We start from the raw sequence: 25,821 nt of genomic DNA, 5'->3' as shown, positions 1-25,821 counted from the left end.
GATTAGAGCGGGCGCGTCATTATTTTTTGATTAATGTTATCGCCGCCCGTGTGTTAGTGATTTTGGCATATGAGTGATTCAGTAAAACAGTGATCTGATTTTTTGCAAATTACCTTAAAGAATAAAAAATAATTCTCTTGCTTCTTATTATTTTGCTAAGTCGGACTAATGGCTAAACCACCCTAAATTACGAATGTTTATAATAAGTTGAATAACAGCAGGAAAACGCAATTGTGGGGATAAGGCATGGAAAGGCCGGTCTCTGGTGACAAACCAACAGCAGCTGAAGCCAGCACTGATGAATGGTTATCTTATTTAAAGTACGGTGGAACTCTGGGTAAACTCAGAAAGGTGAATTCTGAGCAGATGGAAGCTATATATTCAGTGGGCTATGGTCATTTTGATATCGGTCAGTACGCAGAGGCTCTCAGGGTGTTTCGTTACCTTGCAATGCTGGATCACTGGAATGCCCGCTATTTTCTTGCCATTGGTTATTGTTTATATCAGCTCAAGCACTATGCAGATGCTGTTCCGGCTCTGTCCTATGCGGAACGTCTGGATAAGCAGGACCCCAGACCGTCTCTGTGTATGACGGAATGTTTCATCAGCCTTAAAAATCGCAAACTGGCTAAAAAAGCCTTGGCTGAAGCCATTAAAAGGCTCAACGTCAGTAAAGATTGGAATGAGGAAAGAAAACAGGCAAAACAACTAAAACATTATCTGCTGAATCAGTCAGGAAGGAGTTAAGCAATATGAACTCAGTCAACCCGGGGGGTGGGGTCAGTAGTAGCAATCAGGTTCCGGCCAACAGTCAGTCTGGTGTAGCTATTCCGGCAAATCAGGTTTCGCAGGGCTACAGCGGTGCTAGTTCTGTGTCCAGTAATTCCGGTGGTTCTTCAGCCCCTGCAAATGTAGCAGGCAATCTTCCCGAGCCTGAGGACACAACGGTTAGTATCGGAGATTTAACCAGCCAGTCAATTTCTGCCGAGATTGATGCACGGCTGAGTAATATAACGAATAATCTGCAAATCGATGCTTCCGATGTTTATCTGAACGATACTGATTCACTGTTCTTAATGATCAAAAGCTTTGTTGATGAGCTGGTGGCCATTTCTTCCATGCAGTCAATCGGTCAGGCATTCAACAATAATCAGCAGGCTCAGTCAGCAAAAACGGACAAGGCAAAAGAAGCCCTTGCCATTCAGGAACGAATCAAGCTGCGTCAGGAAAGTATTCAGAACAAAAATAACCAGCTCAAGGACTATTCGAGTGACTTGGCCCAAAGCCTGCTTAGTAAAACCATGAAAGAAGCCCAGTTGGCTAATCTTATGCAGGCACAAGCTTCTGTTGCCAATCTTGCCTCCATAGCCAATCCCTTTGGTGACATTACCAGGCTTGCAAATGAACTTTCGTTGCTTGATTACCAAATTGCCAATGCAGGAAACGGGATTGCTGCCCTGCAGGAGGGTTTAAAAGAGCTCCAGGCCCTTAATGTCGTTGATAGGGCTGTCGTTATGTCTTTTCAGAGGGCTCTCGATGTTGTTCAGGAGAAACTGGTTAATGTCGGCAGCTTGGTCAGTCGTGTCAGGCAGCGTTTTGACAATGAAGCACTCTACACCGGCGAAGATAAATTAGGCGAAGCGAAAGAGGCTGCCAGAGAGGTCAGTCAGGAAGCTTATCGTGAAGAGATGCGTAAAAAAGCGCAAAATGATTTGTCAAAAGATATTGATAAGACGACGCTGAGGCAAGAGGCACAACAACTGGATAAAGTTCAGGAAAGTGCTTTGTATGAATCTGAACTGACTTTCCTTCCTCCCCGGGAAGCTGCCGTATTAAAAGCTGTGTTTGGCAGCATTGATTTCGACAAGCTGCAATCGGCACTGGAAGATTTGCAGGGGAAAACATGGGATGAGCTTGCCGCTGAGCCTGTTCCAACGGATCGTCCTCCATTCGATGAGGGGCTGGCGATTGTTCTCCAGAGTGCCCTGAAAGAGCCTGTTGATGAGTTGTCGGAAGAGGAACGGACGAATCCTGCCGCTTCTACTTTTGCAGGTGACAACTTGTCCCTTGAGGGGGCGAAGAACCCTCTGATTTATGCCGGTCTGTGGCTGCAGGCGCAGATGGAGCAGGGAGAGGCAACGCAGGAAGCCAAAGAAGATCATCTGGAAGAGGGTTTGGAAACTGTTGCAAGGACAGAGCAGCTTAAGACACAGAACGTAGCCGATGCACTTCAGGACTTTGCTTCCATTCCGGAAGAAACAGCAAAATCACTGGATGAGGCCAAGGAGGCTGAAGCCAGCATTAGTCGCAGAAACCCTGTCTAAGAAGCTGTTCACGATCTTATTGAGGGCTGCAAATGTCGATAAATTGCCCCTGTTTTTTGATCTCATTCGTTGCGTAGCACCGCTACGCGCCTCATGAGATCAAAAAACAGCAACAATTTCTCACCATTTTCGCTTTCCTCAAAGATCATGAACAGCTTCTAAGAACATCTGACTGTTCGACCTGTTGATCCTGATTCTTCTGCTACATTCATTGCAGCATCAGGGTTAACAGGTTCATTTTTTATGTCTGGCGATGAAGTCACTTCCGTTTTCAAAGATCGGTGGAGCGCCTATCAATGGTTGGTTGAGAACAACCTGATGGGGCTCCGTGAGATACTTGTCGCTGCCAGGTCATTTATTCAGGACCGGTATAAAGATTCATCAGTCACCCTGACTGATTTTGGCTGTGGAAACAGTTTGTTAATTCCTGAACTGACCCATTCAGTTCAACTGGATTATTACTTTGGTATTGATCTGGCTGAAAATGCATTGTCTATGGCGCAACGACTGCTTGAAAGCAACAGGATCAAATACCGGCAATTCTGCCAGGATCTGTTTCTGGGTATGCCGCAGGTTTCTTGCTCTTCCGATCTTATCTATAGTGCTTTTGCTGTGCATCATGGTGATGAGCAGCAGAAACGACAATTCTTTTCAAATCTATACCAGCAGGTTTCCGGTGAGTGCAGTTTTGTGCTGGCAGATATCATGATTCATGAAGGGCAGTCGTTTAATGATTACACCAATATCATGGAGCAATACTTTGTAGGGCAAGGCGTTCGCTCAGACTGGTTGCCCCACATTATGACCCACATTCGGCAGTATGATTACCCTGAAACGGAAGATAGCTGGCTGGATATTGTCCGTTCCTCTGGCTGGAATGTTGTCTGCAAACAATCCGTGGGGCCTGTTGAGGCGTTTCCGGCTATTTTCATGATACTCGATCGTTGATAAAGCCTTTCTCTCATTCCTGCCCGTCAGTCTGGTGAAAAAACGCGTTTCAGGTATAATGCATCGGTTTTGATAGTGGCAAGCGAAGGATGCTGAGGATCAATGCCGATCTACGAATATCAGTGCGAAAACTGCGGAGAAGTGACCGAAGCGATACAGAAATTCAGCGATGCACCGCTGACGGACTGTGGCGACTGTGGTGAGTCAACGCTGAAAAAACTGCTGAGTGCCCCAAGCTTTCGTCTGAAAGGCGGCGGCTGGTACGAAACTGACTTCAAGGGTGGCAGAAAAAAGAACCTCTCTTCCAGCGACAATCATTGCCCCAGCAAGGACTCCGGAAGCTCTTGCGGTTCTTGTCCTGCGACAAGTCATTAACTTTTTTATAGCCTCAGGGGTTGTGCCTCCCTCAAGCCCTGTTGAATTCGAACTGAAAATCCCTGTTTCGAGGTATGTTATGCGCAGCCATTATTGCGGCGAACTGAATCTCTCCCATAACGGGCAGGAAGTGACCCTGTGTGGATGGGTACACCGCCGCCGCGACCATGGTGGTGTTATCTTCCTGGATATGCGTGACCGTGAAGGTACCGCCCAGGTCGTTATCGACCCTGACACTGAAGAAGCGTTTGCACTGGCGGATAAAGCCCGTAGCGAATACGTTCTGAAAATCACCGGTCTGGTGCGTCCGCGTCCGGAAGGCACTGTTAACACCAACATGAGCACCGGTGAGATCGAAGTGCTGGGCAAACAGGTTGAAGTCCTGAACGAAGCCCAGACACCTCCGTTCCAGATTGAAGGCTACACCGATGTAGGTGAAGACGTTCGACTGAAGCACCGTTTCATCGACCTGCGTCGTCCTGAAATGCAGGAAAAACTGATTCTGCGTAGTAAGGTCACGAGTGCTGTTCGTTCTTTCATGGACGGTGAAGGTTTCCTGGACGTAGAAACGCCGGTTCTGACCCGTGCCACCCCTGAAGGTGCCCGTGACTACCTGGTACCAAGCCGTACTCACGAAGGTAAGTTCTTCGCACTGCCTCAGTCTCCGCAGCTGTTCAAGCAGCTGCTGATGGTGTCCGGTTTTGACCGTTACTACCAGATCGTTAAGTGCTTCCGTGACGAAGACCTGCGTGCTGACCGTCAGCCGGAATTCACCCAGATCGATATCGAAACATCCTTTATGGATGAAGCCGGTGTAATGGGTATCACTGAAGACATGGTGAAGAAGGTATTCAAGCAGGTTCGTGACATCGAGCTGGGCGAATTCCCGCACATGCCATACGCTGAAGCCATGAGCCGTTACGGTTCCGACAAGCCGGACCTGCGTATCCCGCTGGAACTGGTAGACGTGGCTGACCTGATGGCTTCTGTTGAGTTCAAAGTCTTCAAAGGCCCGGCTGAAGATCCGAAAGGTCGTGTTGCGGCGTTGAAAGTACCAGGCGGTGCTGAACTGTCCCGTAAGCAGATCGACGACTACACCAAGTTCGTGAGCATCTACGGTGCCAAAGGTCTGGCATGGATCAAGGTGAACGAGATTGAAAATGGCGCAAACGGCCTGCAGTCTCCAATCATCAAGTTCCTGGGTGACGACGTTACCATGCAGATTATGGAACGTCTGGATGCCAAGAACGGCGACATCGTATTCTTCGGTGCAGACAAAGAGAAGGTGGTAAACGAAGCTCTGGGCGCGCTGCGCTGCAAGCTGGGTGAAGACCTGAATCTGTACACCAAGGAATGGGCGCCTCTGTGGGTGGTTGATTTCCCAATGTTTGAGGAAACCGACGAAGGCAAACTGACTGCTCTGCACCACCCGTTCACCGCACCTACTTGCACAGCGGAAGAGCTGGCTGCTAATCCGGCTACTGCTCTGTCCCGTGCTTACGATATGGTCATCAATGGTTACGAAGTGGGCGGTGGTTCCGTTCGTATTCACCGTGAAGAGATGCAGCAGGCTGTCTTCAACGTGCTGGATATCGAAGAAGAAGAGCAGCGCGAGAAGTTCGGCTTCCTGCTGGACGCTCTGAAGTACGGTGCGCCACCGCACGCGGGTCTGGCCTTTGGTCTGGACCGTCTGGTGATGCTGATCTGTGGTACTGACAACATTCGTGAAGTGATTGCTTTCCCGAAAACCCAGTCTGCTGCCTGTGTTCTGACTCAGGCTCCGGGCGAAGTAGACGGCACTCAGCTGCGCGATCTGAACATTCGTATCCGTCGTGACCCGGCGTCTGCAACCAGTCACTAATTGATTGACCGGACTCTGTCGGGGTATTTTGTAACAAAAGGCTTGATAGAGTCCGCACAAAAGCATTGAGATAAAGGGTATTTCCTATGGCAGGTCATAGTAAATGGGCCAATATCAGACACCGTAAGGCGGCACAGGACGCCAAGCGCGGCAAGATCTTCACCAAGATCATTCGTGAGCTGGTAGTGGCGGCCAAGCAGGGCGGTGGCAATATCGAAGATAACCCCAAGCTGCGTCAGGTGGTTGATAAAGCTCTGGGTGCCAACATGACCCGTGACACCATCAACCGCGCGATTGCCCGTGGTGCCGGTGGTGATGACGATTCCAACATGGAAGAAGTCACCTACGAAGGTTATGGCGCGGGTGGTATCGCGGTTCTGGTTGAAACACTGACTGATAACCGTAACCGTACCGTTGCGGAAGTTCGTCATGCTTTCAACAAGCACGGCGGTAACCTGGGCACTGACGGCTCTGTTGCCTATATGTTTGAACGTCGTGGCCAGATTTTCTTCGACGCCGGTGTTGAAGAAGACGCTCTGATGGAAGCGGCTTTGGAAGCGGGCGCAGAAGACATTGTTGCTAACGATGATGGTTCTTTTGAAGTCGTTACCAACTGGACCGAGTTCATGGCGGTGAAAGACGCTCTGGAAGCAGCGGGTTACAGTGCGGCGGCGGCTGAAGTAGCCATGGTAGCCGATGTTCAGACCGAGCTGGATAAAGACGGTGCAGAAAAAATCATGAAGCTGGTGGATCGTCTGGAAGATCTGGACGACGTGCAAAACGTTTACACCAATGCGGATATTTCTGCAGATATCATGGAACAGCTAGGCTGATTCCTGATTAATAAAACAGCAGGGAGGGTGTTCTGCTCCTGATCTGCTGTTTTTAGCAGTCATATGTCGCTTAGTTGGCTGCTTGATTTCTTCTTGCTTCCCGCCTTTTTCTTATCCTCTATAAACGTATAAAAACAGATATATTCAATGCCGTTTGTTGAAAATTGAACAGTGGTTTGCCACAAAACAGCTTATAGTTCTTGTGTTTGTTGTTGATTGGCGTGAATGGGGATTGATCATGGTTTCAAAGTTAATTCTGAATATCTGTTCTTCAGTACTGCTTGTGTTGGCGTTATTCTTTATTTTTGGATGCAGTACTTCCTTAGACTGGCCCATAAGATAACACGACTTTTCTGTAGCATCTGACAAGCGGTGCGGGAAGCATCGCTTGCGTTGACCATGGGGTGCTACACCAGAAGATTAATCCCCATGACAATAACAAACAGTATCACCACCACTCCGGTCAGAGTCATTAGAGTTTTTAGAGTATCTCGCATAATCATCACCGAATAATCGATGAGTCCTAGCTTATGCAAGGCGGGCTGATTGTCGTAGGGGAGTTTCGTAATCTGTGTGTTTTGAATTGTAAGTTTGGATAGTACCTATGTACTGTCTAGAAACTTGTATAAATGTACAGTATGCTGCTGTTTTAATCATGATTTTGAAAAGAGTTCTGCATGGCCATATTGTTGGGCATTGACCCCGGATCCCGTATCACCGGTTATGGTGTTATCGAGGAAGTAGGAAACCAGTGTCACTATGTGGCCTCTGGCTGTATCCGGGTGCGGGATGCTTCTTTGCCTGAAAAGCTTCAACAGATCTATGACAGTGTCTCAACGCTGGTCGAGCAATATTGTCCGCAAAGCGTAGGGATTGAACAGGTGTTTATGTCGCGCAACGCGGATTCGGCGCTCAAGCTGGGGCAGGCGCGAGCAGCGGCGATTGTGGCGGTTGTGAATCATAAACTGGAAGTGGCGGAATACTCTGCCCGACAGGTTAAACAGGCTGTTGTTGGCAAGGGTTCGGCGGACAAGCATCAGGTAAAGCATATGGTGACGTCAATACTGAAGCTCAGTTCGACCCCTCAGGCGGATGCTGCCGATGCTTTGGCAATTGCGCTGTGTCACTCCCATACCCGGGCCAGTCTGGTGCGAATGGCCGGAGTCAGTGGCACGCGGAATCGACGTTTGACCAGCCGCTAGGAGGCTGTCGGGAAATAGACAGTCTTACTGCGGGTGAACACACAGGTGGAAAGCCGCACAGCACAGCAACAGATCCAGAATCTGTTGAGGTTTATAGATCTTTTTTAACTGTTTCCAGCGATCCTCACTGATGGATTGTTCGCGATAAAGGTCTTCGGCGACGCGCATCACCAGTATTTCCTGGGCAGACCAGCCGTTGGAAATGTAACCTTTTGCGACTAATTCAAGGTCACTGTTTTGCAGGCCGGCATCCAGTGCACAGCGGGCAATATCCGGTACCAGATGACGGGCTCCGGCAAGGTGGGCACTGCGCAGCGCACTCAGGGCCCGATCCCTGACAGGCAGGCTGGTGTAACCCTGCATGTAGCTGGTAAAGCAGCGCGAAGGGGGCTCAAGGCTGGGTGTGCTATCCATTGAATGATTCATGCTGTTGAGCAGAATGCGCTGTGACACAATAAATGGAATAGGTATCGCACCACCCTCGATGGACGGGTGGTATTCACTGGCCAGACCAGCGCTGGGAAGCAGTTGCCACAGGGCACTGAAGAAGGTTTTGAGTCTTTCCATAAGCGTATTCGAGATGTGTGATTTTAATGCGTTAGTTGATTAGAGCTGGCGAAAAATACAAAGTTCTTGGCGGGCCGGTCATTGTTAGGTGTTCTGACTTACTGGTCAGCCTGCAGACGCTTACGAGGTTGAAGATGATAGGTAGGATTCGGGGAACCCTGGTAGAAAAACAGGCACCGCACCTGCTGGTGGACGCCAGCGGTGTAGGCTACGAAATTGAAGCGCCAATATCGGTGTTTTATAAGCTGCCGGAAACGGGTGCCGAGGTGGTTTTATTCACACACTTTGTTGTGCGTGAGGATGCACAGCTGCTATACGGGTTCAGCAGCCGTGAAGAACGGGAGCTGTTTCGCACTCTGATTAAGGTCAACGGCGTAGGACCCAAGCTGGGACTGACATTATTGTCCGGAATTGATGCCCAGACTTTTGTGCGCTGTGTGCACGAAAATGACAGTGCCACGCTGGTTAAGCTGCCGGGGGTTGGCAAGAAAACAGCAGAACGGCTGATTGTCGAAATGAAAGACAAGCTTGATCGCTGGCAATCATCCCCACTATTGGATGGTAAGCCCATGGTGGTCGGCAGCGAAATGGCGGAAGCGGCCAGAGATACCGAACAGGAAGCGGTCAGTGCTCTGGTTGCTCTGGGCTACAAGCCACAGGATGCCAGTAAGGTGGTGGGTAAGATTTTTGTCGATGGTATGGGCGCGGAAGAAATTATCCGTCAGTCTTTGAAGAGTATGATTTAAACCCGCTATCAAGAGCCTCTCAGTCAATGGGTTTTAAACGACTCAACGACTTACATTGAGGTTGATGGAATGGTGCAGGTCTGGCAATCAGGGGGAGGAGCTGCACCAAACGGGTTCTGATGATTCGGTAACATTAGATTCCAGTGATCAACCCCCTGTTGGATCAGGCTCTGGCCATTATGCAGCGTTACCACATGATGCTCATGTTGCAGAATAATAAGCTGCTGGTGCAGCTGTTGAATGTTGAAAATCGCCTGCTCCAGATTTTCCAGGGCCACATACTCAATAGTGCCCTCAACGGTATGTAATTGTGCCTGAACATTATTCTGTTGCCCATGCAGCTCTGGCTGCAAAAAGTTGTTAGCAAAGATGAGCACGGGCAGGTTGAGCAGTTCGACCAGCACTCCCGGTACCAGGTCATCGGTACCAGCCCACATTTCAGGGCCCTGCGGTTGTCCGAGTAGCTGCTGTAAATTCTGCATAGCCATATTATCAGGATGGAATCTCAGCCTCTCTTTAACCAATTGCTTTATCTGTTCAAACAGTTCATGACCGTTGGTTGAGAAGTTCCATACATTCGCTGTCGGGTTTGCCTGAAACCAGTTTGCCAGTGCATGAAACAGACAAAAGTTATCTCCGGGGCTATTGATTCTCTGGTAGTTAGCCATAAACCGGTGAGCTGCAATCTCTGCTGGTGTCAGCACTCTTACGGTTTGTAACGGGACTGCAGGAAAAACAGGCACAGCTCCGTTAACAGCAGTATTGACCGCTGGCTTTATTACCGGTGGTGCAGGGTGTGTTTGAGGCATTACATTGCTCACGTAGTAGCCGGTCTGCATGCCTTGTTGCGCCATATGAACCCGGGGTTGTGGAAGCATCGGCAAGCTTGAGTTTCCCGTGATAAAAGAATGCTGAGGATTCCCAACCGGAGGTTGTCCGGCAGCCTGCATTGGTGGAATTGCTTGCTGCTCTGGCATTACGGGGCCGTATTGAAGTTGACCGGGTAACTCTCCTGTCGGTATTAACTGAACCGTCGGTTGAACGGGTGCCTCCACAGATAACCCCGACATATTCTGAGCCATCGCAGCATCTGGTTGATATGCAACAGTCAGCTGGCTGATTTGTTCTCTTCTTTTCTGTTTGCTTTCATCAGAGGGCATGAGGGCTGGTTCTGTCAGAGCTTTTAACTGTTTATAGACAATACTTTCGATGGATTCACCTGAGCCCCCCTGGCGTCCCAGAGAGCGGATGTGTTGTCGGCGATGCTCCGAAATATTCATTAGCTGTCTTTTAAGGCGACCTACTTTCTCCGGAAGATCATCAATCTCTACATAGTTATCATTGAGCATATCCAGCAGAGTATTTAATTCATCAGTTTCTGTTCTTGAATACTCTTCAATGAGAATATCAAGCACATTATCGAAATGTTCCAGTGCCTGAAAATACTCAGGAGAATCTGTTATTGCCTGTGCCTGCGGGATTTTAAAACCCAGAGGAGTCAGTCTGTTTTTAACCGTTCTGGCAAGAATTGGAAAGTCTTCGCCACTTGTATCACTATTCAACCAGTTTTCAAGCTGCTGATGATGCTGATCTAGCCTCTCATACCAGTAATTAATCATATTGATCAGGTTGGCATGCTCGCTGATCCAGCTTTCAGCCATCAATAACTCAGCCCAGGCTCGCTGTAATGAGGATTGATTCAGCTGTAACAATTCTTCTGCTTTCTGACGAGTCTCAGAATAATTTTTTTTCAAAAGAGCCGTTATGGCCTGGCGGTATTTTTCATCCCGGGGATCAGGGGTAGCCTCTGCACTTTGAGACGGCTGAGCTGCCTGCGCATCCTTGTCCGAATCGACTGCGCCTGCTCGGGCTTGTACTTTTCCTTTTACCTGAAGCTGTTTTAGTAATTGTTTCTGATGTTTTTGACGTCGCCGGGCTAATTTTTCCTTTTCAACCTGATTCAGGAGTTCAGCCGCATTCTGTTTAGCCAGTTCTTCACTACGCGTCAATTGTTGCTTACGTAGTTTTTCTTTTTCTGCAGCATCAAATTCTTCTTCTCTCTGCCAACTTTCATGGTCGATGATATCAAGCATATCTCCCAGACTGACAAACATATCGGCATCGACAATCTCTGACCCTTTATAGCGCTTAAACAACATCTTCAGCTTTTTCTCTAAATCGCTCTGACTCTCTTTCGTTGCTGCTACCAGTTTGTCATGCAGCTGATTCAGCTGCTCATCTTCCGGGTCAACCAGTCCTCGAAGTCTCAGTGTACGGGCATCTGAAAGAAGCTGATCGGGACAGCGACCAGCCAGTCTCAGCTGAAGCAGCATGCTGTAGATTTCTTTACGCCGATCGTAGTTATCGGTTTCCTGCTGCAATCTGATATCCCATAACAGCATACGCATAGTCAGCAGTTCTAAATGATCTACATCCTCTGTCAGCCAGGGCATCAGAGTCACAAAGTTCAGAACATCAAAAAGATTGGGCTGAACCACAAGAAGAAAATCATCTTCATTGGTACGATTTCTGTGTCGGTTATGTGTATTTAGAAAATCATACAGCTGGATAAGTACCTCTAGATAGATAGCAAAATTCGGATTAGCCAGTGTTAACTCATCACTTTTTTTCTCGTTTAGCACGGGTAGCGTCAGCGCCACTCCCGAATTGTATTGGGTACGACGTTCCCATGACAGGATCAGGAGATGATAGGCCCACATAACATGAGTCGCTATCTGACAGATCGTCCGGTAGTCTCTCGAAGTCGGTGAGTGCTTCAAGATTTCTGACAGGTTGTTAAACACATCGGGTAACGCCAGCGATAGTAAACTTTCCAGTGATTTAGCAGGTATGAGGCGGCTACGATCAGACGGCGGTTCCTGTTTTGCTAGTGTCGGGAATCTATCCGGATAGTGCTGCATTAAAGAAAAATAATGTAATTCCATTTGACCAGCCCTTTGGTTGACAAAACTGAGCATTTTATTCATTAAGCTGATCGTCGGTCCCGGGGGGGGGGTTAACGGCTTCTTTGATTGTCTTCTTTACTTTGATTCTTCTGAGTAACTCCCCATGAGCTCGCCGGTTGCTAAAACAACCCTAACCGACGGCGGTTTCAACCGGCGTTAATGTGAAGCCCATATCTTTAGCCTTCTGCTTCAGGGTTTTCAAAACTCTTTCTCTGTACCGCTGCTCAAAGTATTCCTGACCTTCATCTACATACTGGCTCCCATGCTTGAGCATACTGTAAACCAGCCTTGCCAGCTTATGCGCTGTTGCCGTAATCGCCTTTGGAGCACCAAGCTTGCTTCGCATTCTTCGGTAATAAGCACCCAAAGCACTTTTTGATCTGGTCAGTGAATAAGCCGCCAACCTGAATGCTGTTGCGGCTGCGCCTGGCAAACGCTTGGTTTTCCGGTTCAGAACTTTACCACCGGATATTTTGGTTCCGGGACAGAGCCCTAACCAGGAGGCAAAATGTTTAGCGGAAGGCCATCGACTCATATCCAGACCGATTTCTGAAACAATCTTCAGAGCCGTATTTTCATCAATGCCATCGATATCAGTCAGATCGACACCACTCACCCGGTTGAGCTCTGAACGCACATCAAAGTCTGGAGCGCAACGGGACTTCCGTTTTTTTGAAGGCTTATCTGGCGTAGAAGGCTTTTGAGAGTCTTTATCATCTTTGCTGTCAAATGTGTTGAGCTTCTGTTCCAGAGCTTTGTCACAAGCCCTGATTTTTTCATCATAAGTATCGTAAAGTTCAACAGCTTGCCGCAGAGCAAATACATGCTCATCCCGGTAATGCCCCTTCAGGGATTTGGCGATTTCTTCCTCGGATTTTTTGCAGTGCTTGTCACGATATCTGGCCAGCTCCACAGGATTCCGCTGCCCATTCAGTATGGCGCGGATAATAGTCATACCGGTTTTTCCGGTAATATCAGTCACCACATTATCCAGTAACAGATTCATCTGTCGAAGTGCCTTTTGCATATGCTGGATGTGGGAAGCACGGTAGCCAACAAGAGTGTCACGTTGTCGTCTATAGGATCGCAATGAACAAACCTGTTCATCCGGGCGGAACGCGCCATTGAGCAATCCGTAAGTATGTAACTGCAAAAGCCATTGGCAGTCCAGAACGTCAGACTTACGTCCGGCAACATTCTTTACATGTCGTGCATTGACCAGTTTTACATCAAGCCCCCGGGATTCCAGTATTTCAAACGCAGGTATCCAGTAAATCCCGGTTGACTCCATCACAACGGTGGTAATGCCAAGCTTTACGAGCCAGTCAGCCATAGCTTCAAGGTCTGCGGTAAAACAGCCAAATGAACGCACCGGTTGTTCATCTAACTCTTCTGGCACTGCAACAAAGTGTGACTCTGACCCGATATCAATACCGGCGGCAAAGAGATTGATTTTCTCCAGATGTCCAGCAATACGCTTTTTGACTCTGTCAGAATGGGAACGGTTGGATTTGCTGCGGCGAGACATGGTTTACCCTCTATACTTCTGTGCGAAGGCATATCCGGATATGGGGCTGTCGATGATTCGCATTCTTCCGAACGAGATCGCATATTGCGTCATCAGTGATGTTGTCGCCAGCTCCCCGACCACGCTTTCAAACGGGCAAAAGGCACCAGTGTGTTTACGGTCTCTGGTCCGGATATGTCTTCCTTTCTATCATAGGCATGTAGGCAGTAGTTGGGAGAAAAGTTACTCATAGATGTTCAGCCGGGGGCCCGGCTTGGAGCGCTTTCAAGCAGCTGCTGTCGTTTTGTTGCCTTTTCATCTTCTACTGAGTAAGGCTTGGCTACCTCAGGGTTGGCCTCATCTGTAGCCTGGGGAGGCGTATCCATCTCTGGCTGCATCAACCAGAGATGTTGACCAGTATGGTCCGGAGGGAAGTACACGACAACAGCAGCATCAAGGCTGTTGCTGCTGGTATCCTCTGCCGGCTGCTGCTCAGATTGTTGATGCGGATGTAATGAGAGGTAAAAGTTCTGCTCTCCCAGAATGGCCCTGCTGTTGTCATGATGAAAAATCAGATTAGTGTCCACCGTGATAGTGACAGGTGCAGTCAGAGTGTGTAAGGCAATGGTGTATTGATGGATGTGTTTCTTATTTTTCCGTCGAACCGTTTTGACGTTATAAACACCCGGCACGCTGTCAGGGGCAGGTATTTGAGCCCCGGGCGGAACGATAAATTCCAGAATAAGGTTTAATTCCTGACCTCCGGTTTCACTGGTGTGTCCCACCTGAGCTGATAAAGAAGGATAAATAACAAACTGGTGGCGGTCGGCATCGGGTTGGAAGCTTTCAGGCATTGCCAGAGTTGTGCTGCCGAAGTCTGGATGTATAAACATCAAACTCACATCTTCAGTCAGATGAATATACCCAAGCTCACGAACCAGCTGAAACTGCCCTGGCTCCTGAGCACTCGGATAAAGAAATCGTCCACTCCCAACCTGATCCTTGGGACTGGGAATCACCAGCTTCCAGCTGGTGTATTTTTTGCCAGCTTGCGCATAGTGTACAAACAGGACATACATTAAGATTGCAATCACTCTTACTGCGCGAAAAAAAGAAAGCGGCATATGGGAATATAAGCATTAGATTTACAAAGCGTGATTATAGATCAATGGCACGGACTGAAGTGGTTGGAAATCATCCGGACAGTTCAGGGTCAGGAGTGGTAAAGAGGCGGGCGAAGTCGTACAAAAGGTTACAGTACCCCAAAGAACTCAGACGCGCAGGCTGAAGCCGTACCAGGAGCAAGCTGCTTAAGTTAGTGTGATTCCTTTTGGCCACCTTCGCAGGCTGTTGATAGCCGACTCAGTTCTGTTCTATATGGATGGACTGCACAGCCTTTTGGCTCCGAATTTGCCGGTACAAGTGTATGGCCAGATCAATAACAACGGTCAGTGTGGCAGCCCAGATAAGGCCATAAGTGATCCATTGCGTTGCTTCAAACGACTCCTGCAGTATAACGATGGCCACCACAAACATCAGAGCGGGTTCAAGATAAGACAATAGTCCGAACAGACTGAAAGGCAGTTTGCTGGAAGCATTCACGTACATCAGCATGGAGCAGACTGAGATAACGCCGAATAGTGGTAACAGGAACCACAGTAACGTAACGGTGTGTTCTGCAGTAGTAATGTGAACTCGCTGCTTTGCAGCAGGAAGTAAAGGGCAAAGGGCAGAAACAGTGACTGTTCGAAAAGCATGATGGTCACCACGCTGGCCTGCACCTTTCGGCGAACCATAAAGTAAACCGGATACAATCCGGCCACCACTAAGGCCACCCAGGGTAACGAACCCTGCTGCCAGAGTTCAACGGCCACACCCAGAGCCGCCAGAGCAACCGCCAACCTTTGAGCCGTGCTGAGCTTTTCGCCATAAAACAGCCATCCGGTAAGCGCCAGAGTCAGTGGGAGCAGGAAATAGCCCAGCGCCAGTTCTTTGGTCTGCTGGTTAACCGGAGCCCAGACAAACAGCCACCACTGGATGCCCACCAGGGCAGTACCTGGAATCAGAAACATCAGGTTTCGCCTGTGGCCAATCATTTTCCTAACTTCATGCCATTGTGCGCTCAGGGTAATAGCGAGCATCAGGCACAGGCAGGCTGCCGGTGAGCATTCGTACCCGGAACAGCTGGTTGCCGCTGATGAATAGTTGTCGCTGATGAATAGTTGTCGCTGATGAATAGTTGTTGCACCAGCCATGGGGTGATGCCAAAGAGAATGGAGGCCATGACGGAGCAGGTCAGCCCGCTACCGTACTGATATTGAGAAGTGCCGGATGTCTGGTTCATTCGTACTAACTAAAATCTGAAACCAATGAAACATTAAAGATAGCGAATAATGTCGGCGGTGATTCGTTTTCTGACAACGAAATGATACGCTGAGATGATTCTATAGCAGGCTTTGAAATGATTGAAGCAGATCGATTGATATCAGCAGCGCCACGCCCTGTTGAGGAAGCGCAGGACCGGGCTATTCGTCCGGTTAAACTGGCAGACTACGTAGGTCAGCCAAAAGTTCGTGAGCAGATGGAAATATTCATTCAGGCGGCCCGTTTACGTCAGGATGCTCTGGACCATACCCTCATTTTTGGTCCGCCGGGATTGGGTAAGACGACACTGTCGCATATTCTTGCCAACGAAATGGACAGTAATATTCGTTCGACTTCAGGGCCGGTACTGGAAAAAGCCGGAGACTTGGCGGCACTTCTGACCAATCTGGAGCCCAATGACATTCTGTTCATTGACGAGATCCACCGGTTGAGTCCTGTGGTTGAAGAGGTATTATATCCGGCCATGGAAGACTACCAGCTGGATATTATGATCGGAGAAGGGCCCGCGGCACGTTCCATCAAGCTGGATTTGCCTCCGTTTACTCTGGTGGGGGCGACCACAAGGGCCGGCCTTCTGACCTCACCCCTGAGGGATCGTTTCGGTATTGTTCAGCGCCTGGAGTTTTACAGTATCGATGACCTGACCCACATTGTGGCAAGGTCGGCTGGTATTCTGGGGGTGGCTATTGATGAAGTAGGAGCCCGGGAAATTGCCAGACGTTCCCGTGGCACCCCGCGTATCGCTAACCGATTGCTGCGCCGGGTGCGCGACTATGCGGAAGTGAAAGGCAGCGGTCTGATTGACCAGTCTACGGCTGATTTGGCATTGAATATGCTTGATGTGGATGCCAGTGGCTTTGACCACATGGACCGTCGCCTGCTGTTGGCGATGATTGAAAAATTCGATGGTGGTCCTGTGGGGGTAGATAATCTTGCGGCAGCCATCAGTGAAGAACGGGACACCATTGAAGATGTTCTGGAACCTTACCTGATTCAACAGGGCTATATGATGCGTACTCCCCGTGGGCGAATGGTGACAAAGCATGCCTATTTGCACTTTGGTCTTGAAAATCAAGAGTAGTTTTTAGAAGCCAGCCGGGGGGATGATTCGATTTCCCCCCTTTCATTACTTTTCTTCTTCTCGTTTGTTTCCTGCATTTTGTTTGAAATGGGCTAATTCAATTGGCTGTAGTGCAGTTGACTGTCTATGTTGTGACTTGGCTTCACTTATCTGAGTCTGTTTGGCGAGGCCGCTATAAATTCAGCTAAGGACGCCATAAATGAGCAGGCGACTTCAAACAGGCTGCAATATTTATCTCTTTCCTGCTCATTGTTGAGAACTCTTTCACGGATGAGGAGGCTTTATCAGAGCTGTGCAGAAGTAAACGATTTATGTCTACCTCTATCAGACAAAAGATTACGCTATTTACTCTGGTTCCGGCTGTTGTGTTCTACAGCCTGGTAACAGCTGTGTATCTTTATTTCACTTTTCATGCAGCTTCCGTGGAAATCAGCCACAGTCATCTTGAGCAGAGTCTTCGTTATGCCAGTGTGATTGACGGGCACTTGCAGGAAATACATCTTGCCGGTAAAAGTCTGGGGTTGTTGCTGGATCAGCGACTGTCATCGGATCTGGACGTTGTACCTGTCAGTGCCTCCGAGTTACTGGGTGATGCACGACTGGTGGTAGGCGTTGGTTTGACATTTCCGGGCCAGCCGGCCAGGAGCCGTTACTGGAATAAACGTGCTGATCAGTTTGCCAGAGGGCCTGATCATTACGCGGTACCCGGGTTGCCTGAAGTCATTTTGCAGGAATTTGCTGTCGGGCAGCGTACAAAACCTGAATGGTACGTTAATCGCATTGCCAGCCGACAGTCGGTGTTCAGGTCAACCTATATGGTGCCGGTACTGTTTCGGGACGGGCAATTTGCACTGTTGCGAATTGATATCGACGGTTCCCTTCTGACCGCTCCGCTAATATGGTCAGACCCTGAAACCCGGCTGGTGATTCTCGACAGGGAAGGGATAACCGTGTATGCCAACAGCAAATCACTGGAGAAAAACAGGGAGTTACGGACGTTTATTAACAGTGGTCCCTGTGATGGCTACAGTCAGGTCAATGTAACCCGTGAAGATTCCGGAGAGCTGGTTGATTTCATCACCAGACCCATTAAGGCACATTCTGAAAAGCCTCCCTGTGCCGTCTTTGATGAGGCGTTCCGGCGTGTAACCGGAAAAAGGCAGTCCATTAACTTCAGGGTTGAGATAAGAGGTGTGAAAAAGTGGGTGACTGCCACCCCTATACCGTCCACTGGCTGGTATTTCAGTATCAGTATCCTCGAAGACAGTATTCTTCAGCCCATTGTTCGTCAGGCAGTGATCAGTGTCAGCCTGATTGCGCTGGTATTACTTCTGACCATGTTCTGCCTGTGGACCGTATCCGGACTGATTACCCGGCCGTTGAACCGACTGAAGTCGCAGATGAACGAATTTGCTTCTCCGAGTGGGCAGAATTCAGATGATGGCTACTGCGATGAAGCGGCCAGTCTGGACTACAGCTTTAACATGCTGTTGCAACGGTTGCGCGATCGTGAGCGGTTACTGCAGAAAGCCCGGGCAAATAATATTGGTCATCTGGTGCAGCAGCTCAAAGGTCAGTACTTCTATTTTAACCTTGATGCCAGTGGTGCGGTGACGTATGTCAGCCCTTCCATCAAGGCCATTCTCGGTTACAGTGAAGACGCTTTTGCAGGGCAGATGCAATGCTTTTTGTCTGCTTCAAGCTTGAATAAGGTTTTTTCGGACAAGCTGGCTACTCTGGTTTCGGGTCAGTGGGAGGAAGCCTTCGAGGTAGAAATGGTGCATAAGGATGGCAGCTTTCGCAGAGTGGAACTGTTTTGCACAACCCACGAAAAACCGGTGACGGTTGCTGATGCTTCCTCCCTGGAGTCAGGTCGAACCCCCGTTGTGATAGAAGGCATGGCCAACGATATCACAGAGAGGATTAATGATACCGAGAAGTTCAGGCAGTTGATCGCCTCTGCACCGGATGCCACAGTCATTTGCAATGATGATGGTGTTATTGCTCTGGTGAACAGAAGGGTGACCGAACTGTCCGGATTCAAACCGTCGCAGCTGATCAATATGCCCCTGGCTTTGCTGATTGCGCCGGACCGTCGTAGTGAGGAACGCCTTCTGGCGCCAGTGGATCCCGAAAGGCCTGAATGCCACTGTGTAGACGAGTATTTAACGGAAGGTATTACGGCATCAGGACGTCGTTTCCCCATGGAAGTATCGAGTAATGTTCTGGAAACGGCAGAGGGAAAATTGATTTCCATCATTCTCAGGGATGTGACAGAACGTAAGCGCATCGAAAGTGAGCTGGTTCATGCCAAGGTCAGTGCCGAGCAGGCCAGTCAGGCCAAGTCATTATTTTTGTCCAATATCAGTCATGAGCTGCGGACCCCTTTAAACGGTGTGCTGGGTTATGCCCAGTTGCTTTTGACCGACGCCGAGGTGCCGGAGCGTTACCGGGATAACCTGTCTTCTCTGGAAGGGTGTGCCCTGCATCTGATGACGTTAATTAACGATATTCTCGACATGACCAAAATTGAAAGCAGTGGCGTTGAGCTGGACCCTCAGCCTTATGTGCTTGAGAGTATGCTCGATACAGTGTTGGCCAATGTCAGAGAAACTGCACGTACCAAAGAGCTGACTCTTGATGTTGATATAGATTCTGGTATCAGCCCCGAGATTGTGGGCGACAGCGTCAAATTGCGTCAGGTGTTAATCAACCTTATGGGCAATGCGGTTAAATTTACGGATCATGGCGGTGTTTCATTAAAAGTCAGAAAAAAACAGAAAAAACTTTGTTTTTCCGTTGTAGACACGGGGCTGGGCATCAGTACCGTCGATCAGGCCCGACTGTTTAAGCCGTTTGGCCAGCTGAAGTCGGGTCGCAGTCAGGGGGGAACCGGGTTGGGTCTGGCGATCAGTTACCGCCTTGTCAAAGCCATGGGAGGGGAATTGAAAGTGTCCAGTCAGCTGCACCGGGGTAGTGACTTTCATTTCAGTATTCCTTACCTGCCCGTATCGGTAGAGGCTGGACCGACACTGGAGGCCGCCTCGGAAACAATGGTGGTATCCGGTGATTATCATGGTCGCCGTATTCTGGTGGTGGATGACAGTGAAACCAATCGGGATATGCTCATCAGTGCTCTGCGCAGTGCAGGGTTTGTGGTTGAAGAGGCTGCGAACGGCGCAGAAGCGTTAGAGCAGTGCCGGATCAGTCGTTTTGATCTGGTGTTAATGGATTTGAAAATGCCGGTTCTGGACGGCATCAGTGCGACCCGCGAGATACATGAACAGCCAGAGAATCAGGGCTTGAGTATTATTGCTGTTTCGGCCAGTGTGTCGGAATCCACCCGGCAGAGCATCAGCAGGGTGGGCGTGTGTGATTTTATCAGCAAGCCGGTTCGCTTCAGCGAGCTGTTCAGTAAGGTGTACCGTTGGGTAGGAGAAGGAGGGGAGATTCAGCCCGACAGCAAAAATAAAACCGATTATACTGATGTGCCGCTGGCAGGCATTGAGATGATGCTGTCCGGGCTCTCTAATTACCTTGATATCGGAGATATCCATTCCCTGAACGATTTGGCGCAGCAATGGTCAACTGATAAAGAGCTGGGGCACTACCCGGATCAGATTATTCAGAGCTGTGGAGCACTGGACCTGATGGGACTGGAGAGAATCAGGGAAGAACTGCAGAACCGTTTAAAAAGCAAAAGCTATTCAGGAGAGGTTAATGGCAACGAATGACACCCCGATACCTGAGAACCGATGTTGGCTGTTGGGTGCTCTGTGCTTGCTGATGATGATAGTCAGTGGATGTAGCAACACGGTTCGGGTCGATGCCCAGCCAATGTCGCCGGGTGTCTTTGGTGATGGTTTTACATTGTCTGCAGCCTCCTGTGGCCGGGTAACGGGTGGGGCGGCCGAGTTGCCTATTGATCAGTACCATTCCGGGCGGTGTTATGAAATGGGAGTAGGAGTGCCTGTTTCCATGGAGCAGGCGTTCCAACATTACACCATGGCTGCCCGCTGGGGTATTCCCGAGGCCCAGGAGGCTCTGAAACGTTTTGGTCAGCCGGTACCGCAGGCTGATATGCTTCAGCGGCAGCAGGGTATGGAACAGAAGCTGCAGCAGGATCGACGCAATGATTACCTGCAGAAACTTGAGCGGGAGCGCGTTGATGCCATTCGCTGGCACGGTTATTATCACCCGCCCTATTACCATTACCATCACCGGCGATGTCACAGGTGTTATTAAACAGGTGTTATTAAGAGGTAGCTCCGGAATCGACTGGCCTACTGCTGTGAAGGTATTTCGGGGCGGTGCAGGTATTTCCAAGGGAGGTAACGATCTGGTTTAATGATCTTACCGAGTATATGAGTACATTGTCGTGAATTCTGACGCCCCTTTCACAATTCATCAGCGGATCTATTACGAAGATACCGATGCTGCCGGCATCGTTTACCATGCCAATTACCTTAAGTTTATGGAGCGGGCCCGAACCGACTGGTTACGCCATATAGGTATGGGGCATCAGATCATGAAAGAGCAGGGCAGGCTGCTTGTTGTGACCCGTGCTGATGTACGTTTTCGTCAGCCAGCCAGACTGGATGACGAGGTGTCGGTCACAGCAGAAGTGTCTGAAGTAAAACGGGCAAGCCTGGTATTTCGTCAGTCTGTGACGTTGAATTGTGGTCAGTCTGATGAACAGTTGTTGTGTACCGGAGACTTTGTTGTGGCCTGCCTGGACAGTGCCACCATGAAACCTGCCAGTATTACAAAAGCCTTACGGAGTCTATGCCTGGGCGTCACCAACACGTCACAGGTTTGATGGTATGATACATCCTGTTTTCAGATTAACTGCAAGCGAGGTAATCGGTGGCTGATAGCATGTCCATGTGGTCGTTGATCAGTAATTCCAGTTGGGTTGTGCTGTTAGTACTGCTGATGCTGGTCGCGGCTTCTGTCGTTTCCTGGGTGATGATCGTGCAGCGCGGATTATTAATCCGTAACGCCCAGCAAACGATGCTTGAGTTTGAAGACCGGTTCTGGTCCGGTATGGATCTTTCCCAGCTGTTTCGTGAATTGCAGGACAATGCCAGCCCCGACGGTGGGCTGGAGAACATCTTTAAAGCGGGTTTTCGTGAGTTCAGCCGCCTGCGCAGTCAGGGGACATCCGATGCCGATGCAATTATGGAAGGCACTCAGCGTGCCATGCGGGTAGCCATTTCCAGAGAGCAGGAAAAGCTGGAAATGCACTTGCCCTTTCTGGCCAGTGTTGGTTCCACCTGCCCCTATGTCGGGTTGTTCGGAACTGTGGTTGGCATCATGAATTCGTTTCGCGGTCTGGCTCAGGTACAACAGGCGACACTGGCTTCTGTTGCCCCGGGTATTGCTGAAGCTCTCATGACCACAGCTGTTGGTCTGGTAGCAGCTATTCCGGCGGTAGTGGCTTATAACCGCTATGCCTCCCGGGTTGATTCACTTCTGGCCAGCTATGAAACCTTTGCGGATGAGTTTCACAGTATTTTGCATCGCAAAGTACACAGCCGTTCCAACCGACCCGATGCGGGCTGAGGAGACGATTGTCTATGGCGCGCGCCAGAACGGGTCGGAAAGTAATGTCGGAAATCAATATGGTTCCGTTCATCGACATTATGATGGTATTGCTGGTGGCCTTTATGGTCAGTGCCCCTATGCTGACCCAGGGGTTAAGGGTGGATTTGCCGAAAACAACCAGCCAGGTCATACCGATGGAAGAGGATATCGAGGCGCTGATTATTTCGATCAAGGCCGATGGTGAGTACTTTATCGATCTGGGCGCAGAGCGTGAGGCTGCCAAAGGGCTGGATGCCATTGCTGAAAAAGTGGGCAAGGTGTTGTCGGCCAGCCCCCGCACCCAGGTGTTGATTAAAGGGGATAGAAAGGTGACTTATGGTTCTGTGGTTGAACTCATGGCCGGCTTGCAATCAGCGGGTGTCGAGAATGTCGGGCTGATCACCGATCCGGCCGAACTGGATCGGCAGGGGAATTAACGGCTGCTGCTGATGAAGAAAGTACCGAAACCGTTTCCGGGCAAGATTTTTCGTAAACCTGTCTTTCGGGGCTACAGTTTTCCTGTTGTTGTCTCAGTGTTTCTCCATGTGTCACTGCTGCTGGTATTGAGTACCAGCTGGTCGGTCGAGCGTCAGCTGAACATTGTTCCCCCCCGTAATATCAAGGCCAGTCTGGTTGAAATTGCTCAGCCGGCTCCTCAGCCCCGTCCTCAGGTTGATGACTCGGCACGCAAAGCCCGCGAGGCTGCAGAGCGCAAACGTCAGGAAGCTGCCCGGGAAGAAAGACTTCGTCGTCAGGCTGAAGAAAAACGTCAGCGGGAAATTGCCTTGCGCAAAGAGCGTGAGGCACAGGAAAAAGCCAAAAAAGAAGAGGAAGCCCGTAAGGAGCGGGAACGTCAGCGTCAGCGGGAAGAAGAAAGAAAGCGTAAGCAGGAAGCGGAACGGCAGCGTAAACAGCGGGAAGAAACACTGCGTCGTCTGGAGCAGGAACGAATCCAGAGAGAGCAACAGGAAGCAGCTGCCCTCGCGGCAGCCGAACAGGCCGAACAGGCTGAAAAAGATGCAGCGGAAGTCAGCTATTACAGTGAGTTGCTGTTTAACCTGATTGTGAATAACTGGAATCGCCCACCCAGTGCCCGCAACAATATGACGGCATTGCTGCAGGTGACTTTGTCACCCTTTGGTGATCTGCTGGAAGTGAAGTTGTTGGAAGGCAGTGGCAGTGATTCATTTGACCGCTCTGCCGTGCAGGCTGTGCAACGGGCCGCTCCTTTTCCAGAGTTGAAAAAGCTGGATCGTAAAATTTTTGATGCCAATTTCCGACGTTTTAATTTCAGGTTCAGGCCAGAGGATCTAGTTCGATGACTCGTTCGATGATAAATACAATTCCAAATCGCTTTGATTCAGGAGGACGATATCTGACTATGGTCAGATGGTTTGCAACCTTTGCCCTGCTGCTTCTGGTTCAAATGGCTCTGGCGCTTCCGGCAAGGGCTGAGCTGACCATTGAAATTACCCATGGTAATGACCGGGCTGTGCGCATGGCGGTGGCACCGTTCAGCTTCGACGGCAAGACCATTTTGCCGGAGGATATGGCCGGAACGATCAGTGATGACTTACGACTCAGCGGGTTGTTCGATCCACTGAAGCGTGAAGATATGCTCAGTTTTCCCAGTAAAGAATCCAACGTTTTTTATCGCGACTGGAAAGTGCTGGGGGCTTCCTATCTGGTGATTGGTCAGGTCAGCCAGAGTGGCGGGCAGTACACCGTGCATTATCAGCTGTTTGATGTTCTGCGCCAGCGCTCCATTCTGAAAGGGCAGGTGAAGGGCGTAGAGAGTCAGCTGCGTACCATGGCGCATACCATCAGTGATGCCGTGTATGAAAAAATCACTGGCATTCCTGCAGACTTTTCAACCCGGCTGATGTATGTCACCGCCCAGAGGCACAGCATTGATCACACCGATTATCAATTAAACTATGCCGATGCCGATGGCAAACGGGCGCGTGTGATTGTACGTTCGAAAGAGCCTATTCTGTCGCCAGCGTGGTCGCCGGATGGACGTCGTATCGCTTACGTTTCTTTTGAGGCGGGTAAGCCTGCTATCTTCTTGCAGGAGCTGGCAACGGGTAAGCGACAGAAGCTGACCGATTACAAAGGTCTGAACAGCTCGCCGGTCTTTTCTCCGGATGGCAAGAAAGTGGCTCTGGTGCTGTCCAAGGACGGTAATCCGAATATTTATGTGAAGGATCTGGCTTCTGGCAAGCTCAGTCAGCTGACCAAGCATTTCTCTATTGATACCGAGCCGGACTGGATGCCCGATGGTAACAGTATTGTGTTTACCTCCAATCGTGGCGGCAGTGCCCAGATCTACCAGCTGGATGTCAAACATCAGTCTGATGGCTCCGTGCAGCCGGTAGGCAACCCTCGTCGTCTGACATTTAAAGGGCGTTTTAATGCACGGGCAAAAGTTTTCCCGGATGGTAAGTCGCTGGCCCTGGTACACAAGGGGCAGGGTGCAGCAGAATTTAACATTGCAATTCTTGATCTGGACACCAATCGACTCAGGTTGTTGACGTCGGCACAGTTGGAAGATTCACCCAGTGTATCTCCGGGCGGGCGACGTCTGATCTATGCTGTTCAGGGGGGAGAGACTGGTGAACTGGGTATTGTCACTGCTGATGGTCGGGTAAAATACCGGTTACCGTCGGCGACAGGCGATGTCCGTGAACCTGTCTGGGGGCCTGCGGTTAGGTAAAAGGCGTAAAAAAATAGTTGTGTATGTCGCGTTTGTTGTGGTGCAGACTAGTTCCGTGTAAAGGGTTCTGATACTGTACTGCAACGATCAGGCAAACATCCAACTAACTAACCAACATTAAACAATTGGAGTCTGTAATGCGAATTGCCAATTATGTTAAGGCAGCCACCTTCGCAGCTTCTGCCCTGTGGCTGGCAGGTTGTGCTTCTACCGGTGGTGAAAGTACATCCAGTGTAGAAACCTCGATAACACCGGAAGAAACCGTGGTCACTGAGAATGTAGTGATTGAAACCATGCCCGTACTCGATCCGGCGGTTCAGGCTGTTATGGACAGCGGTGATGTTCAGGCCAGTGCTGAAGAAGTTGAAATGCTGTTGGATCGTGACACCTTCAATTTTGCCTTTGACAGCTCCAGGCTGAGTGACAGTGACTATAAGGCATTGGACGTGCAGGCCGCTTACCTGAATTCCGATCAGGGTAAAGGCAAGAAAATTATTGTGCAGGGACATACTGACGAGCGTGGAACCCGCACCTACAACCTGGCTCTGGGAGAGCGTCGCGCCAATGCCGTTAAAGATTATCTGGAAGCCAAAGGCGTTGCCAGCAGCCGCATTGAAGTGATCAGCTTTGGTTTCGAAAAGCCGGTTGATCCTGCTCATAATGAAGCCGCCTGGGCCAAGAACCGTCGCGCACAGATTGTCATTAACTAATAACTGAGATAGCT

Annotated in this window: 25 protein-coding genes; 17 read left to right on the top strand and 8 right to left on the bottom strand. The window is 49.7% G+C overall.

What is annotated here, in order from left to right; translation table 11 throughout:
* Positions 1 to 246: 246 nt before the first annotated feature.
* The 6 genes from EZMO1_RS15670 to EZMO1_RS15645 all read left to right on the top strand — a co-directional run bounded on the left by EZMO1_RS15670 (position 247) and on the right by EZMO1_RS15645 (position 6,341).
* Positions 247 to 747: a SycD/LcrH family type III secretion system chaperone gene (locus tag EZMO1_RS15670; protein WP_051789215.1), complete on the top strand. Its 501-nt coding sequence runs from the start codon at positions 247 to 249 to the stop codon at positions 745 to 747.
* A 5-nt stretch (positions 748 to 752) separates the two neighbouring features.
* Positions 753 to 2,324, top strand: coding sequence for a hypothetical protein (locus tag EZMO1_RS15665; RefSeq protein WP_034872404.1), 1,572 nt, complete (start codon positions 753 to 755; stop codon positions 2,322 to 2,324).
* A gap of 243 nt (positions 2,325 to 2,567) precedes the next feature.
* Positions 2,568 to 3,272 (top strand): class I SAM-dependent methyltransferase, encoded by a 705-nt coding sequence (locus tag EZMO1_RS15660; RefSeq protein WP_034872405.1) that lies wholly within the window; start codon positions 2,568 to 2,570, stop codon positions 3,270 to 3,272.
* Between the two features lie 102 nt (positions 3,273 to 3,374).
* Positions 3,375 to 3,647, top strand: a complete 273-nt coding sequence (locus EZMO1_RS15655; RefSeq protein WP_034872407.1) for an FmdB family zinc ribbon protein — start codon at positions 3,375 to 3,377, stop codon at positions 3,645 to 3,647.
* A gap of 79 nt (positions 3,648 to 3,726) precedes the next feature.
* Positions 3,727 to 5,508 (top strand): aspartate--tRNA ligase, encoded by a 1,782-nt coding sequence (aspS, locus tag EZMO1_RS15650; protein WP_034872408.1) that lies wholly within the window; start codon positions 3,727 to 3,729, stop codon positions 5,506 to 5,508.
* 86 nt (positions 5,509 to 5,594) lie between these two features.
* A complete protein-coding gene (locus tag EZMO1_RS15645; RefSeq protein WP_034872410.1) occupies positions 5,595 to 6,341 on the top strand; it encodes a YebC/PmpR family DNA-binding transcriptional regulator in 747 nt (248 codons plus the stop codon).
* Positions 6,342 to 6,748: 407 nt separating this feature from the next.
* On the opposite strand, the gene EZMO1_RS27810 is transcribed toward EZMO1_RS15645, so the two are convergent.
* Positions 6,749 to 6,877 carry a hypothetical protein gene (locus tag EZMO1_RS27810; RefSeq protein WP_275934916.1) on the bottom strand — a complete coding sequence of 43 codons (129 nt, stop codon included), beginning with the start codon at positions 6,875 to 6,877 and terminating at the stop codon, positions 6,749 to 6,751.
* Positions 6,878 to 7,018: 141 nt separating this feature from the next.
* Here EZMO1_RS27810 and ruvC point away from each other — a divergent pair, with 141 nt between their 5' ends.
* Positions 7,019 to 7,543: a crossover junction endodeoxyribonuclease RuvC gene (ruvC, locus tag EZMO1_RS15640; RefSeq protein ID WP_034872412.1), complete on the top strand. Its 525-nt coding sequence runs from the start codon at positions 7,019 to 7,021 to the stop codon at positions 7,541 to 7,543.
* 24 nt (positions 7,544 to 7,567) lie between these two features.
* Here the strand turns inward: ruvC and EZMO1_RS15635 are convergent, their stop codons facing one another.
* The gene (locus tag EZMO1_RS15635; protein WP_034872413.1) at positions 7,568 to 8,110 is read right to left on the bottom strand and encodes a carboxymuconolactone decarboxylase family protein; all 543 of its coding nucleotides are present in this window, start codon (positions 8,108 to 8,110) and stop codon (positions 7,568 to 7,570) included.
* 134 nt (positions 8,111 to 8,244) lie between these two features.
* On the opposite strand from EZMO1_RS15635, the gene ruvA reads away from it, so the two are divergent.
* Entirely contained in the window at positions 8,245 to 8,856 is a 612-nt protein-coding gene (ruvA, locus tag EZMO1_RS15630; RefSeq protein WP_034872414.1) for a Holliday junction branch migration protein RuvA, read from the top strand.
* A gap of 50 nt (positions 8,857 to 8,906) precedes the next feature.
* On the opposite strand, the gene EZMO1_RS15625 is transcribed toward ruvA, so the two are convergent.
* The 6 genes from EZMO1_RS15625 to EZMO1_RS15600 form a co-directional block, all read right to left on the bottom strand.
* Positions 8,907 to 11,801, bottom strand: coding sequence for a hypothetical protein (locus EZMO1_RS15625; protein ID WP_145912630.1), 2,895 nt, complete (start codon positions 11,799 to 11,801; stop codon positions 8,907 to 8,909).
* Between the two features lie 151 nt (positions 11,802 to 11,952).
* Complete coding sequence (locus EZMO1_RS15620) at positions 11,953 to 13,350, bottom strand: IS110 family RNA-guided transposase (RefSeq protein ID WP_061509430.1); 1,398 nt, start codon at positions 13,348 to 13,350, stop codon at positions 11,953 to 11,955.
* A gap of 236 nt (positions 13,351 to 13,586) precedes the next feature.
* Complete coding sequence (locus tag EZMO1_RS15615; RefSeq protein WP_145912629.1) at positions 13,587 to 14,423, bottom strand: hypothetical protein; 837 nt, start codon at positions 14,421 to 14,423, stop codon at positions 13,587 to 13,589.
* 268 nt (positions 14,424 to 14,691) lie between these two features.
* A complete protein-coding gene (locus tag EZMO1_RS15610; RefSeq protein ID WP_461781981.1) occupies positions 14,692 to 15,018 on the bottom strand; it encodes an EamA family transporter in 327 nt (108 codons plus the stop codon).
* Positions 14,937 to 15,401 (bottom strand): EamA family transporter, encoded by a 465-nt coding sequence (locus tag EZMO1_RS15605; RefSeq protein ID WP_145912627.1) that lies wholly within the window; start codon positions 15,399 to 15,401, stop codon positions 14,937 to 14,939. The genes EZMO1_RS15610 and EZMO1_RS15605 overlap by 82 nt, the downstream gene beginning before the upstream one ends.
* A gap of 68 nt (positions 15,402 to 15,469) precedes the next feature.
* Positions 15,470 to 15,673, bottom strand: a complete 204-nt coding sequence (locus EZMO1_RS15600; RefSeq protein WP_034872419.1) for a hypothetical protein — start codon at positions 15,671 to 15,673, stop codon at positions 15,470 to 15,472.
* Between the two features lie 117 nt (positions 15,674 to 15,790).
* On the opposite strand from EZMO1_RS15600, the gene ruvB reads away from it, so the two are divergent.
* The 9 genes from ruvB to EZMO1_RS15555 all read left to right on the top strand — a co-directional run bounded on the left by ruvB (position 15,791) and on the right by EZMO1_RS15555 (position 25,807).
* Positions 15,791 to 16,795, top strand: coding sequence for a Holliday junction branch migration DNA helicase RuvB (gene ruvB, locus EZMO1_RS15595; RefSeq protein ID WP_034872421.1), 1,005 nt, complete (start codon positions 15,791 to 15,793; stop codon positions 16,793 to 16,795).
* A gap of 311 nt (positions 16,796 to 17,106) precedes the next feature.
* Positions 17,107 to 20,529 (top strand): PAS domain S-box protein, encoded by a 3,423-nt coding sequence (locus EZMO1_RS15590; RefSeq protein ID WP_051789218.1) that lies wholly within the window; start codon positions 17,107 to 17,109, stop codon positions 20,527 to 20,529.
* Entirely contained in the window at positions 20,516 to 21,040 is a 525-nt protein-coding gene (locus EZMO1_RS15585) for an SEL1-like repeat protein (protein ID WP_034872422.1), read from the top strand. Before EZMO1_RS15590 ends, EZMO1_RS15585 begins: the two co-directional genes overlap by 14 nt.
* Before the next feature lie 133 nt (positions 21,041 to 21,173).
* Positions 21,174 to 21,614, top strand: a complete 441-nt coding sequence (ybgC, locus tag EZMO1_RS15580) for a tol-pal system-associated acyl-CoA thioesterase (protein WP_222842124.1) — start codon at positions 21,174 to 21,176, stop codon at positions 21,612 to 21,614.
* A gap of 47 nt (positions 21,615 to 21,661) precedes the next feature.
* Positions 21,662 to 22,360 (top strand): protein TolQ, encoded by a 699-nt coding sequence (gene tolQ, locus EZMO1_RS15575; protein WP_236631920.1) that lies wholly within the window; start codon positions 21,662 to 21,664, stop codon positions 22,358 to 22,360.
* A gap of 14 nt (positions 22,361 to 22,374) precedes the next feature.
* Positions 22,375 to 22,818 (top strand): protein TolR, encoded by a 444-nt coding sequence (gene tolR, locus EZMO1_RS15570; protein WP_034872426.1) that lies wholly within the window; start codon positions 22,375 to 22,377, stop codon positions 22,816 to 22,818.
* A 12-nt stretch (positions 22,819 to 22,830) separates the two neighbouring features.
* Positions 22,831 to 23,703, top strand: a complete 873-nt coding sequence (gene tolA, locus EZMO1_RS15565; protein WP_051789220.1) for a cell envelope integrity protein TolA — start codon at positions 22,831 to 22,833, stop codon at positions 23,701 to 23,703.
* Positions 23,704 to 23,762: 59 nt separating this feature from the next.
* Complete coding sequence (gene tolB / locus EZMO1_RS15560; RefSeq protein ID WP_082211539.1) at positions 23,763 to 25,097, top strand: Tol-Pal system beta propeller repeat protein TolB; 1,335 nt, start codon at positions 23,763 to 23,765, stop codon at positions 25,095 to 25,097.
* 137 nt (positions 25,098 to 25,234) lie between these two features.
* Positions 25,235 to 25,807 carry an OmpA family protein gene (locus tag EZMO1_RS15555; RefSeq protein ID WP_034873395.1) on the top strand — a complete coding sequence of 191 codons (573 nt, stop codon included), beginning with the start codon at positions 25,235 to 25,237 and terminating at the stop codon, positions 25,805 to 25,807.
* Positions 25,808 to 25,821: the final 14 nt, after the last annotated feature.

The organism is Endozoicomonas montiporae CL-33, assembly GCF_001583435.1.
Taxonomy (GTDB): domain Bacteria; phylum Pseudomonadota; class Gammaproteobacteria; order Pseudomonadales; family Endozoicomonadaceae; genus Endozoicomonas_A; species Endozoicomonas_A montiporae.
This window is presented reverse-complemented; position numbering and strand designations above follow the sequence as displayed.